This is a genomic window from Pseudarthrobacter sp. fls2-241-R2A-168 (assembly GCF_030209335.1).
Taxonomy (GTDB): Bacteria; Actinomycetota; Actinomycetes; order Actinomycetales; family Micrococcaceae; genus Arthrobacter.
Genome location: NZ_JARVSG010000015.1, coordinates 147873 through 159978, shown reverse-complemented (window position 1 = coordinate 159978; position 12106 = coordinate 147873). Strand labels below are relative to the sequence as shown.

10 protein-coding genes are annotated in these 12106 nt (G+C 64.6%); all 10 read left to right on the top strand.

Annotation, left to right across the window (positions count from 1 at the left end; all coding sequences use genetic code 11):
• The first annotated feature begins 11 nt into the window (after positions 1–11).
• The 10 genes from QRN11_RS10860 to ftsW all read left to right on the top strand — a co-directional run bounded on the left by QRN11_RS10860 (position 12) and on the right by ftsW (position 12101).
• Positions 12–386 carry an SCO2097 family morphological protein gene (locus QRN11_RS10860; RefSeq protein WP_091422088.1) on the top strand — a complete coding sequence of 125 codons (375 nt, stop codon included), beginning with the start codon at positions 12–14 and terminating at the stop codon, positions 384–386.
• Between the two features lie 380 nt (positions 387–766).
• Positions 767–1195: a division/cell wall cluster transcriptional repressor MraZ gene (mraZ, locus tag QRN11_RS10855; protein WP_018763545.1), complete on the top strand. Its 429-nt coding sequence runs from the start codon at positions 767–769 to the stop codon at positions 1193–1195.
• A gap of 166 nt (positions 1196–1361) precedes the next feature.
• Positions 1362–2354, top strand: coding sequence for a 16S rRNA (cytosine(1402)-N(4))-methyltransferase RsmH (gene rsmH, locus QRN11_RS10850; RefSeq protein WP_285250953.1), 993 nt, complete (start codon positions 1362–1364; stop codon positions 2352–2354).
• Positions 2351–3076 carry a cell division protein FtsL gene (ftsL, locus tag QRN11_RS10845; RefSeq protein ID WP_285250952.1) on the top strand — a complete coding sequence of 242 codons (726 nt, stop codon included), beginning with the start codon at positions 2351–2353 and terminating at the stop codon, positions 3074–3076. The genes rsmH and ftsL overlap by 4 nt, the downstream gene beginning before the upstream one ends.
• Before the next feature lie 48 nt (positions 3077–3124).
• Positions 3125–4927 (top strand): peptidoglycan D,D-transpeptidase FtsI family protein, encoded by a 1803-nt coding sequence (locus QRN11_RS10840; protein WP_091421979.1) that lies wholly within the window; start codon positions 3125–3127, stop codon positions 4925–4927.
• A gap of 67 nt (positions 4928–4994) precedes the next feature.
• Positions 4995–6623, top strand: coding sequence for a UDP-N-acetylmuramoyl-L-alanyl-D-glutamate--2,6-diaminopimelate ligase (locus QRN11_RS10835; RefSeq protein WP_285250951.1), 1629 nt, complete (start codon positions 4995–4997; stop codon positions 6621–6623).
• A gap of 6 nt (positions 6624–6629) precedes the next feature.
• Positions 6630–8096, top strand: coding sequence for a UDP-N-acetylmuramoyl-tripeptide--D-alanyl-D-alanine ligase (locus QRN11_RS10830; protein ID WP_285250950.1), 1467 nt, complete (start codon positions 6630–6632; stop codon positions 8094–8096).
• A complete protein-coding gene (mraY, locus tag QRN11_RS10825) occupies positions 8093–9202 on the top strand; it encodes a phospho-N-acetylmuramoyl-pentapeptide-transferase (protein WP_091421972.1) in 1110 nt (369 codons plus the stop codon). The genes QRN11_RS10830 and mraY overlap by 4 nt, the downstream gene beginning before the upstream one ends.
• Positions 9184–10755, top strand: a complete 1572-nt coding sequence (gene murD, locus QRN11_RS10820; protein WP_285250949.1) for a UDP-N-acetylmuramoyl-L-alanine--D-glutamate ligase — start codon at positions 9184–9186, stop codon at positions 10753–10755. Before mraY ends, murD begins: the two co-directional genes overlap by 19 nt.
• A 2-nt stretch (positions 10756–10757) precedes the next feature.
• Positions 10758–12101 (top strand): putative lipid II flippase FtsW, encoded by a 1344-nt coding sequence (gene ftsW, locus QRN11_RS10815; protein ID WP_285250948.1) that lies wholly within the window; start codon positions 10758–10760, stop codon positions 12099–12101.
• Positions 12102–12106 lie beyond the last annotated feature (5 nt).

Below are 12106 nucleotides of genomic sequence, written 5' to 3'. Positions count from 1 at the left end.
AGGAGGTCGTGATGCCGCTGTCGGAGCACGAACAGAAGCTGCTCGAGCAGCTGGAGAAGCAGCTTCACGAGGATGATCCAAAATTCGCGAATTCCATGGGTTCGGACCCAGGACGTTCGTGGTCGACAAGACACGTCGTGATCGGCGTCCTCTGTGCGCTGGCCGGCGTCTTCCTGTTGCTCGTCGGCGTCACCCTGCAGAACATCTTCGTAGGTGTCCTCGGCTTTATTGTGATGGGCGGGGGCGTGTATTTCGCCACAATGCGCAGCAGCTCGTCGGGCACCAAGGGCTCGAAGTCCGGGAGCGGCAAGGCTGGCAAGCAGCGCAGTTCGTTTATGAGCAGCCTCGAGGAACGTTGGGACGAGAGGCGCAGGGGAGAACCCTGATCCGTCCAGCCGGCAGGACAGGACCCACCCGGCCCCACTTTGCTCCCCCCGAATAGGGGAGAGCCGCAAATAGACCCGCTCCGGCGGGTCTTTTTGCGTTTGAGGCAGGTCTTTTGAGTGCCATATCGAGCCCACGGCAAAAGCGGCCTGAATGGCGGCCTGGAAGCGCGTGAATATTTGGCGACGGTTCAGCAAAAGTCCTCCACTTCCCACCACCGGCAGAATTCCGCGCCATTTCTGGCCTCCAGTCCCAAAGATTGCCCCTCCGGAGCCGCAATTCGCGTTGACTGTGGGGGAAAGTGGAGTAATGTGGAGGACATAAGAGGGTGGTTGCAACACAGGGGATGTGCAGTTCCTGACATCGGACAGGCGGTGGGCCAGTGTTTCTGGGCACACATTCGCCGCGTCTTGATGAAAAGGGCCGGATCATTCTCCCCGCGAAGTTCCGGGAGGAACTTGCCAGCGGACTGGTCCTTACCAGGGGCCAGGAACGTTGCATCTACGTCTTCAGCGAGAAGGAATTTGCCCGGGTCCACGAGCAAATGCGGGAGGCGCCAATCTCCTCAAAACAAGCGCGGGACTACATCCGCGTCTTTCTCTCTGGAGCCTCGGACGAGGTACCTGACAAGCAGGGGCGCGTAACCATTCCACCGGCGCTCCGGGAATACGCAGGACTCGGGAGGGAACTGGCCGTGATCGGTGCCGGAACCCGCGCCGAGATCTGGGACGCCCAGGCTTGGAATGAATACCTCGCAGAGAAGGAAACGGCCTTCTCTGAAACCGATGACCCCATCCCGGGCATTTTGTGACCGGGCAGGGGCAGCGGACAGCTTCTTGGTTGGGATCTCCAGCCGGCCCATCAGCCGGCCAACCTGGCTCAACTTCCCCGGAGCCAGGCGGGCAGGACGGTAGGCGCGGATGGGGATCCGGGTCAAGAAGCATCCAGGTGACAGCGACGGCGAGAAAGGACGAGGCATGAACGATCAACCGAAGCCCACGTCCGAACGCCATGTGCCGGTCCTTCGGGACCGGTGCATCAATTTGTTGGCCCCCGGATTCGAGGCAGCCAGGAGCCGCGGTGAAACTCCGGTGGCCATTGATGCCACCCTGGGCATGGGAGGCCACTCCGAGGCCATGCTGCAGCGCTTCCCCGACCTGCACCTGATCGGGATCGACCGCGATGAGGAAGCCCTTGCCCTGGCCGGTGAACGGCTGAGTCCCTTTGCGGCACGGACCGATCTTGTGCATGCCGTCTATGACGAGATCGAAGATGTCCTGGCAGACCTCGGCGTCACGGAAGTGCATGGGATCCTGATGGACCTCGGCGTTTCGTCGCTCCAGCTCGACGAGCGTGAGCGCGGCTTCGCCTACTCCTTCGACGCTCCGCTGGACATGCGGATGGACACCAGCCGCGGCCAGACGGCAGCGGACGTGGTGAATACCTACAGCGAAGAGGAACTGGTCCGGATTATCCGCAAGTGGGGCGAGGAAAAGTTCGCCGGCCGAATCGCCAACAGAATCGTAGCCGCCCGCGCCGCCAAACCGTTCACCACCACCGGCGAGCTCGTGGAGCAGATCCGCTCGGTTGTTCCGGCCGGTGCTGCCAAGTCCGGCGGACACCCGGCCAAGCGGACCTTCCAGGCATTGCGGATTGAGGTCAACGAGGAACTCGAAGTGCTGGAACGGGCGGTGCCCGCCGCTGTGGATGCCACGGCACTGGGGGGCCGCATCGTGGTGATGTCCTACCACTCCCTGGAGGACAAGATCGTCAAGGGAGTCTTCCAGGCCCGATCGAGATCCTCCGCTCCGCTTGGTTTCCCGGTGGAGCTGGAGGAACACAAACCCGAACTGAAAACCCTGACCAAAGGCACCGAGGTGCCAACCGCCGTCGAAATCGCCGAAAACCCCCGCGCTGCCTCAGCAAGGCTCCGCGCTGTGGAACGAATCCGAGCCAGGAGAGCTGAATGAGCACCGCTGCCGTGAAGAACTTTCCCGTCGTCTCCGGTACGGCGGCCAAGCACCTCCCTTCCGGTTCGCCTGAAGCGCCCCGCCGGAGCCGTACGCCGCTCTCCGTGGTCCGCACCGTTCCCCGCAAACGCCGTGCGCCTTTTGTGGTGCTGTGCTTCGGCATGCTCGCCCTGGCACTGGTCGCCGTCCTGGTGCTGAACATCTCGGTTTCCACGGCCCAGTACCAGTTGGTGGAATTGCGTGCCACGCAGAGCACCCTGACTAAACAGAACCAGGACCTCACCCAGCAGGTCCAGAACTTCGAAGCACCGCAAAACCTTGCCGCGCAGGCAACAAAGCTGGGAATGGTGCCATCCACTGTTAAGGGCCAGATCGACCTGTCCACTCTGTCGGTGACCGGCAAGGCAACGCCGGCCGTCAAGGACGGCCCCGCCGGCGCCGTGATCCCGGCGCCGGCAGTGGCGGGCCAGCTCACCGTGGTGCCCCCGCCCAGCAAGAGCGAGCCCCTCGAAGCCCGGAAGCCTGTGGAAGACACCCCGGCGGCCCCGGCTGCTGCTTCCCCTGGCAGCACAACGGGCAGCGCAGCGGGTGCCACGTCCGGCACCCCGGCCGGCGCTGCACCGGACGCAGCAGCCCAGGCGCCGGCAGCCGCGGCAGTGCCCCCCGTGGAACTGCACGGTGGGTCGGTTCCCGCCCCGGAGCAGAAGGTCCCCGGGCAGTAACACGGCAGGTCTGACAGGCAACAAGGTCGAGCAGCAAGGAATATCACGGTGGCGCAGAGGACCGGCAAGGCAAGAAGCAGCAAGGTTCCCAACGCCACCAAACGCCTCCGGCTTGGCCTGGGGATCATGCTCACGCTCCTGCTGGTGGTGGGCGGAAAACTCTTCCTCGTCCAAGGGCTTGACGTGGGGGGAATGGCCGAAGCTGCGCTCAACAGCCGGATGAAGCAGACCGTGCTGCCTGCAGAGCGGGGCAGCATTCTGGACTCCACGGGCACTGTGCTGGCCAACAGCGTGATCCGCTACAACGTGGTGGTGGACCAGCGGGTCAACACCAAAACGGAGAACTTCAAGCGCCTGGAAACCGTGGACGGCAAGGAAAAGCTGGTGGACGTCAGCCGCGACCAGGGCCTGACGGAGCTCGCAGCGGCGCTGGGCATGGAGAAGGACGACATCCGCGACGCCGTCACCGGACAGCAGCCTTATTACATCGTGGCCAAGGACGTGAAGCCCGACATCGAGGACCGCATCTCCAAGCTCCAGATTCCTGGGATCGTTACGGAAGGCGTCAGCAAACGGGTCTATCCCAACGGCTCCGTGGCCGGCGGCATCATCGGCTTCCTGCAGGACGGCACCACCGGCCTGGCCGGCATTGAACAGACCCAGGACGGGCTGCTCAAGGGAACGGACGGCAAACGCCTCTTCGAGATCGGTGCCGACGGACTCCGCATCCCGGTGGGAATGGACGAGCTGACGCCGCCGCAGGACGGCAAGGACGTCAAACTCACCATCAACTCGGACCTGCAGTACTTCGCCCAGCAGGCCATCCAAAGCCAGACTGACAAGCTCAGCGCCGAGTGGGGCGTCATCATCGTGATGGACGTCAAAACCGGAAACCTTGTGGCTATGGCCGATACCAACGCCCCGGATCCCAATGACCCGGGCCGGGTGGCTGCCAAGGACCGCGGCGTCCGTGCGGTCACCGCCGCCTACGAGCCAGGGTCCGTCGAAAAAATGCTCACGGCAGCGGCGCTGATCGAGGAAGGCAAAGCCAACCCCCTCAGCGAGTACACCCTGCCGCCGTCGTACACGGTCAACGGCCAGACCTTCAGCGACTCCTTTTCCCACGGCACCGAAAAGCGCACCCTCGCCGGCATCCTGGGCTACTCCATGAACACCGGCACCGTCATGGCCGGCCAGGAACTGAGCAAGGAACAGCGCTATAACTGGCTGAAGAAGTTCGGCATCGGGGAGGCGCCCGACATTGGACTCCCCGCACCCGCGTCCGGAATCCTCACACCCTGGGAGCAGTGGGACGGGCGCCAGGAATACACCGTCTTGTTCGGGCAGGGCGTTTCGCAGTCCACCCTCCAGACTGTGAGGGCGTTCCAGTCCGTGGCCAACAACGGCGTGATGCTCCAGCCCCGCCTGATCGATTCCTATGTTTCCCCGGACGGTACCGAGGAAAAGGTACCGGCCGCACCGTCCACTCAGGTGGTCTCGGAGCACACGGCCCAGCAGGTCCAGGACATCCTGGAAAGTGCCGTCACCGAAGGCCAGATCAAGGACGCAGGGATCGACGGCTACCGGGTGGGTGCAAAGACGGGCACCTCGGAATCGCCGTGCGACGACGGCAAGTCCGGCTTCTGCGGCTACACGGCCTCCATGGTGGGGATGGCACCGATGGATGATCCGCGGTTTATTGTGGAGGTGGTACTCCAGCGGCCCAAGGGCAGCATCTACGGGATTACCAACGGGCCGGTCTTCCGGTCGGTCATGAGCCAGGCACTGCGGACCTACAACGTCCAGCCGTCCACGGGTGAACCGGCCAGGCTGCCCCAGTTTGCCAAGTAGCAGCCCCGCTTAGAGCACCACTACCGGCCCACCCATGCCGGGCACGACTAGCACCATCGGAGATTCCTTGTCTGAGATCAACCCGCCCGACAACCGCGCCGTCCCGGAGGGACCGGCCGGCCAAGGCCGCTTCCGCCCCTCACGGGTGGAGCCGGTACGGCTGGCAAGCATCGGCGAAGCCATCGATGTTGCAGTTCCTGGCCCGGCAGCTGAGGTGGAAGTCACCGGAATTTCCTTGAACTCACGGACCGTGGAGCCGGGCGACCTGTACGTCGCCCTGCCGGGCGCCACCCGCCATGGCGCAGACTTCGTGCCGCAGGCTGTTGAAGCAGGAGCTGCTGCAGTGCTGACTGACGACGCCGGCGCCAGGCTGCTCGCGCCCGCCGAGACGCCGGTACCCGTGATGATTGTGGAGTCACCACGGAACGTGGTGGGCCCGCTGTCCGCCCTGATCTACCGCAGCCAGTCCGCTGCCGGCCAGCCACAGTTATTTGGCGTCACGGGCACCAACGGGAAGACCACCACCACTTACTTCATCAACTCCTTGCTGCGCGCCCTCGGCCGCAGCACCGGGCTGATCGGCACCATCGAGATCCATGCCGGCGGGGACCCAATTCCCAGCCTCCTCACCACGCCGGAATCCACCGACGTCCATGCACTGCTCGCCCTGATGCGCGAACGCGGGCTTGCAGCCGCTGCGATGGAGGTCTCCTCCCACGCCATCTCCTTCCAGCGCGTGGACGGGGTGCTGTTCGATGTTGCCGGCTTCACCAACCTCACCCAGGACCACCTGGACCTGCACCTGACCATGGAGGACTACTTCGCTACCAAAGCGGAGTTGTTCACCCCGGAGCGCGCCCGGGCGGCGGTAGTAACGGTCGACGACGAATGGGGCCGGCAGCTTGCCGGCAGCACCAGGGTGCCGGTCACCACCCTCAGCACCACCGGGGCGCCAGCGGACTGGACCGTCACGGGAACCGCCCCGCGCGGACTCGGCACGGACTTCACGCTGGGTGGTCCCGACGGCGTTCAGCTCCGCATCCACACCGGCCTGCCCGGCAGCTTCAACGTGGCCAACGCGGCGCTGGCGGCAGTAATGGTCCTGGCAGCAGGAGTTGACGCGGCAACCTTGCAGGCGGCACTGGACGGGTCCGACCCGTTCACTGTTGCGGTGCCCGGACGGATGCAACTGGTATCAACGGAACCCGCCGCGATCGTTGACTTTGCCCACAACACCGATGCACTGGCCAGGGCCCTGGAAGCGGTACGCTCCCCATCGCCGGACTCCCGCCTCATCGTGGTGTTCGGCGCCACCGGGCAGCGCGACCAGGGCAAACGCCCGGCCATGGGCGCCATCGCCGCCCGGCTTGCCGACGTCGTTATCATCACCGATGACGATCCCCACGACGAAGACCCGGCCGCCATCCGCGCCGATGTCCTGGCCGGAGCCCGCGAAGCCCAGGAAAAAGACTCCCTGCCCTGCGACATCCTGGAAGTTTTCCCGCGTGCCGAAGCCATCCGCCGTGCCGTAGACCTGGCCCGCCCGCAGGACACCATCCTGGTGGCCGGCCGCGGCCACGAGGTGTGGCAGGAAGTCAAAGGCGTCAACCATGCCCTGGACGACAGGGTAGAGCTGCGCAGCGCCTTGACAGCCAGGGGATTCAACGTTCTCCAAGCCGACCGGATAGAGTCCTAGACCGAGATGATTGCTTTTACTGCGGCGGAGATCGCCGAAATCACTAACGGGCGCCTGGACGCCGATCCCGGAATCACGCCCCTTTCGGTGGTGACGGACTCACGCGATGCCACACCTGGATCGCTCTACGTCGCAAAGCCCGGCGAGCATGCTGACGGCCACGACTTTGTGGCCGCGGCGTTTTCGGCCGGTGCCAGTCTGGCTTTGCTGGAGCGTCCTGTCGCCGATGCAGACGGGAACGGCTACCCCTCGGTACTCGTTCCGGACGCCGTGCTGGCCATGGGCGCCCTGGCTGCTGAGGCCGTGCGCAGGATCCGAGCCGCCCGCGCCGAACAGGGCAGCGAACTGACAGTTGTGGGAATCACCGGTTCGGCCGGGAAAACCACCACCAAGGACCTCCTCGCCGGAATCCTGTCGACGCAGGGACAAACTGTTGCGCCGCAGGGCTCCTATAACGGCGAGGTGGGCGTGCCGCTCACCGTTTTTCGTGCCGGAACCGATACGCGTTACCTTGTCATTGAAATGGGCGCCACCGGAATCGGTCACATCCGCTACCTCGCGGACATGGTCAGGCCTGATATCGGCGTCGTACTGGCCGTCGGAACCGCCCATGCCGGCGAGTTCGGGGGAGTGGCGAACATTGCCCTGGCCAAGGGTGAGCTGGTGGAGGCGCTTGCTGCTGACGGCACCGCCATTATCAACCTCGACGACGACCGCGTGGCGGCGATGCGCTCACGCACCGAGGCAAAGGTACTCGGGTTTTCCGCGGAAGGCCGCGCCGGCGCGGCCGTGCAGGCACTGAACCCTGACACCAATGCGGACGGCAACCCCGAATTCGATCTCCAGCTTCCGGACGCCGAGGGCGGCCTGCACGTCAGCAGCCGCCTCATCGGCGCGCACCATATGGGCAACCTGCTTGCCGCCGCCGGAGCAGCCTGGGCCGCTGGAGTTCCGGGGCAGGACATCGCGTCCTCCCTCAGCAGCCAGACCGCCGCGAGTCGCTGGCGGATGGAACGCACCGAGCGGGCAGACGGCGTCACGATTATCAACGACGCCTACAACGCCAATCCTGAATCCATGCGTGCTGCGCTGCGGACCCTGGCAGATCTCGGCCGCGGCCGCCGCACCTGGGCGGTGCTGGGCGCCATGCTTGAACTTGGAGACGATTCCATCAGGGAACACACTGCCGTGGGTACCCAGGTGGTGCGGCTGAACATTTCACGCCTGCTGGTGGTGGGCCGGGAAGCCCGTGCCCTCTATGTCTCCGCCGTCCAGGAGGGCTCCTGGGGCGATGAATGCCTCTTCGCGGAAACCGTTGATGAAGCCTACGACGTGCTGAACGCAGAGCTCGAACCGGGCGACCTGGTGCTGTTCAAATCCTCGAACAGCGTGGGACTTCGCCATTTGGGCGATCGGATAGCATTACCCCCACTGACCCCCCAATCCGCCGATGAAAGGAGCACTCTGCTGTGATTGCACTTTTGATCGGCGCCGGCCTGGCCCTCTTGTTCGCCCTGGTGGGGACACCGCTCTTTATCCGGTTGCTGGTGCGCCGCGGCTACGGCCAGTTCATCCGGGATGACGGACCCACCTCGCACCACACCAAGCGCGGCACGCCCACCATGGGCGGGACCGTGGTGGTGGCAGCCGTATTGCTGAGCTACGGACTCACCCACCTCATCATGATGATGGTGAACCCGGACTCCTCCGGCCCTTCCGCATCCGCCCTCATCCTGCTGTTCCTCATGGTCGGGATGGGTTTGGTGGGGTTCCTTGATGACTTCATCAAGATCTCCCGCCAGCGCAGCCTCGGCCTCAATGCCAAGGCAAAACTGATACTGCAGGGTGCAGTCGGAATCATCTTTGCCGTGCTCGCGCTGAACTTTCCCAATGGCGCCGGTGCCACTCCGGCCTCCACTAAGATTTCGCTGGTCCGTGACCTGCCGTGGCTGGACCTTGCTTTCGGCGGGACCGTCCTCGGGGCCATCCTGTTTGTGGTGTGGTCAAACCTGATCGTCACGGCCGCGACCAACGGCGTCAACCTCACCGACGGCCTCGACGGGCTCGCCGCCGGTGCGTCAGTCATGGTCTTTGGCGCATATACGCTGATGGGAATCTGGCAAAGCAACCAGGCCTGCGGATCGCCGCGGCAGGCGGGCAGCGGCTGCTACTCGGTCCGGGACCCGCTGGACCTTGCCCTGCTGGCGGCCATCATGAGCGCGGCTCTGGTGGGCTTCCTGTGGTGGAACACGTCACCGGCAAAGATTTTTATGGGCGATACCGGATCGCTGGCCATCGGCGGGGCAATTGCCGGCTTCGCCATCCTGTCCCGGACTGAGCTGCTGCTGGGCATCATCGGCGGCCTGTTTGTCCTGATCACCCTGTCCGTCATCATCCAGGTGGGCTACTTCAAGGCCACCGGCGGCAAACGTGTCTTCAAAATGGCACCGCTGCAGCACCACTTCGAACTGAAGGGGTGGGCCGAAGTCACGGTGGTGGTCCGGTTCTGGATCCTCGGCGGGCTTTTTGTGGCCGTGGGCCTGGGCATCTTCTACGCTGAATGGGTTGTGCTGCTGTGACCGTTTCCCCCCGCCTGAAGGACCTCACCAGCTGGGACTCCGACTGGTCCGGCCTCCGCGTTGTAGTGACCGGCATCGGCGTCTCCGGTTTTGCCGCCGCCGATACCCTCATCGAGCTCGGCGCCCGGGTGGTGGTGGTCGACGCCGCCACGTCTGACACCGCCAAAGCCCACGCTGAAACCCTGAAGATCGTTGGCGCAGCCGATGTCCTGCTGGGCGAGGACGCGGTGAGCCGCATCCCGAAGATCGACGGCGAACTGCCAGAGCTGATTGTCACCTCACCCGGTTGGCGCCCCGACCAGGCGCTCCTTGCCGCCGCCGCGCGGGCGCACATCCCCGTATGGGGCGATGTGGAACTCGCATGGCGGGTACGTGTCCGGGAAGGCCGCAAGACGGCCGACTGGCTCGCGATTACCGGAACGAACGGCAAAACCACCACGGTAGGGCTCACCGAATCCATGCTCCGGGCGGCCGGACTGAAAGCCATCGCCGTGGGCAATGTGGGCACACCCATCCTCGACGCCCTCCGCGACCCTGTGGAGTACGACGTCTTCGCCGTCGAACTCTCCAGCTTCCAGCTGCACTGGGCGCAATCCCTCTCACCGGTAGCCAGTGTGTGCCTGAACGTCGCCGAGGACCACGTGGACTGGCACGGCTCCTACGATTCCTACCTGGCGGACAAGGCCAAGGTCTACGAACAGACCCAGAAGGCCTGCATCTACAACGCAGAGCAGATCGAAACCGAGCGCATGGTGGAAAACGCCGACGTCGTGGAAGGCTGCCGCGCCGTCGGTTTCACCACCGTCACTCCAGCCATCAGCATGCTCGGCGTGGTGGAAGGCCTCCTGGTGGACCGGGCGTTCATCGCCGAACGCAAGGACAGTGCCGCAGAACTTGCCTCCATGGGCGACCTCGGTGCCTTCGCACCCCGCCACATGGTGGCCAATGCCCTGGCTGCGGCAGGACTGGTCCGCGCCTACGGCGTTGACGCCCAGGCGGTGCGCAAGGGAATCCAGGACTACATCCCGGGTGACCACCGCATCCAGCCCGTGGCCCGCCACAACGGCGTGCTGTGGGTCAACGACTCCAAAGCCACCAACCCGCATGCAGCGTCCGCCTCACTGGCCACCTTCAGCAATGTCGTCTGGATTGCCGGCGGCCTCTCCAAGGGGGTCACCTACGATGATCTGATCCGCGAGCATGCCCAACGGCTCAAAGCCGTAGTGCTCATCGGAAGCGATACCGCTGACCTGCGCGATGCCCTCCAGCGACACGCGCCGGATGTCCCGGTGATCATCCCGGGCGCGGGTGAAACTGAAGAGGTGCAGACTGCCGCAACAGCCGGCCCCGGCCAGGCCGGACCCTCCGGTGAAACGGTGATGGCCAATGCCGTTGCGTCAGCAGCACAGGTCGCTGAATCCGGCGATACTGTGCTGATGGCTCCGGCAGCTGCTTCCATGGATCAGTTCTCTTCCTATGCTCACCGTGGTGACACTTTCATCGAAGCTGTCCGCGAGCTGGTGGAAGGGCAGGCCCAGACCGGCGAGGAGTAACAATGGTCAGCACGCCCACCCGGCCCCAGCCAGACAAACGGCAGGCGGGTAAGCCAGGCTCCGGCTCCTCGGCAGCACCGGCGCAACGCCCGGCTTCCGTCCCTGTCCGCATCAAGGCGGCCTACCGGAAATTCTGGTCGGCACTGGAAGGCACGGGAACCTCCAAGAACGGCTCCACGTACTACCTCATCCTCGGCTCAACCCTGGCGCTGACGGCGATCGGGATCATGATGGTTCTCTCCGCCTCCAGCGTGGAGTCCATTGCGGCCGGCAAGTCGCCTTACGGTGATGCGCTGAAGCAGGGTGTGTTTGCGGCGATCGGCATCTTCACCATGTTTGTGCTGTCCCGCATCAACGTGGTGTGGCTCAAGCGGCTCGCCTGGCTGGCGATCATCGCCGCAGTGGTCCTGCTGGGCCTGGTCCAGGTTGTGGGCGCTGAGGTCAACGGCAATAAAAACTGGATCGACCTCGGCGGCATCACCTTCCAGCCGTCCGAAGCGTCCAAGCTGGCACTCGCACTGTGGATGGCCACCGTGCTGGCCAGGAAAGGCCGCCTGATCAGCCGCTGGCAACACGTGGCGATTCCTGCCGTCCCCATGGCGATCATCATTGTGGGCCTGGTCCTGGTGGGCAACGACCTCGGAACCGCCATGATCATCATGATGATTACGGCCGCCGCGCTGTTCTTTGCCGGGGCACCCCTGTATCTCTTCGGCATCGCAGGCCTGGTGGCCGCCGCCGGTACGGCCGTTATGGCCGTCACCAGCTCAAACCGCATGTGCCGCATCACCTCCTGGTGGACCGGACAGTCCTGCGCGGACGGGATTGATGCCAACTACCAGGCAACGAACGGCCTGTATGGACTCGCGTCGGGAGGCTGGTTCGGAGTGGGACTGGGGCAAAGCCGGCAAAAGTACAGCTGGATCCCCGAAGCCCACAACGACTTCATCTTCGCCATCATCGGCGAGGAACTCGGCCTGGTGGGCACCGTCGTCGTCCTGATCCTTTTCGCCATCCTGGGAGCCGCCATCTACCGCGTGGTGGTGGCACAGGAGGACATGTTCCACCGCGTGCTGGCCGGCACCATCATGGTGTGGCTGCTGGGCCAGGCCACGGTCAACATGTCGGTAGTGACCGGACTGATGCCCGTCATCGGCGTGCCGCTGCCCTTCATTTCCTACGGCGGGTCGGCGCTGCTGATGTCCCTCTGTGCCATCGGAGTGGTGCTCTCGCTGGCCCGGGAGCAGATGGCGCCGGCCATCCGGCCCAAACGGATGCTGAAGTTCAAGGCCAAACCGGGGCGGGCCACCGCCGCCGCCAAGAAGACTGCAAGAAAGCGTGCCTGACACCA

Coding starts and splice junctions, on each gene's coding strand:
- QRN11_RS10860 (WP_091422088.1), top strand. CDS start 12: ATGCCGCTGTCGGAGCACGAACAGAAGCTGCTCGAGCAGCTGGAGAAG.
- rsmH (WP_285250953.1), top strand. CDS start 1,362: ATGAACGATCAACCGAAGCCCACGTCCGAACGCCATGTGCCGGTCCTT.
- ftsL (WP_285250952.1), top strand. CDS start 2,351: ATGAGCACCGCTGCCGTGAAGAACTTTCCCGTCGTCTCCGGTACGGCG.
- QRN11_RS10830 (WP_285250950.1), top strand. CDS start 6,630: ATGATTGCTTTTACTGCGGCGGAGATCGCCGAAATCACTAACGGGCGC.
- murD (WP_285250949.1), top strand. CDS start 9,184: ATGGGTTGTGCTGCTGTGACCGTTTCCCCCCGCCTGAAGGACCTCACC.
- ftsW (WP_285250948.1), top strand. CDS start 10,758: ATGGTCAGCACGCCCACCCGGCCCCAGCCAGACAAACGGCAGGCGGGT.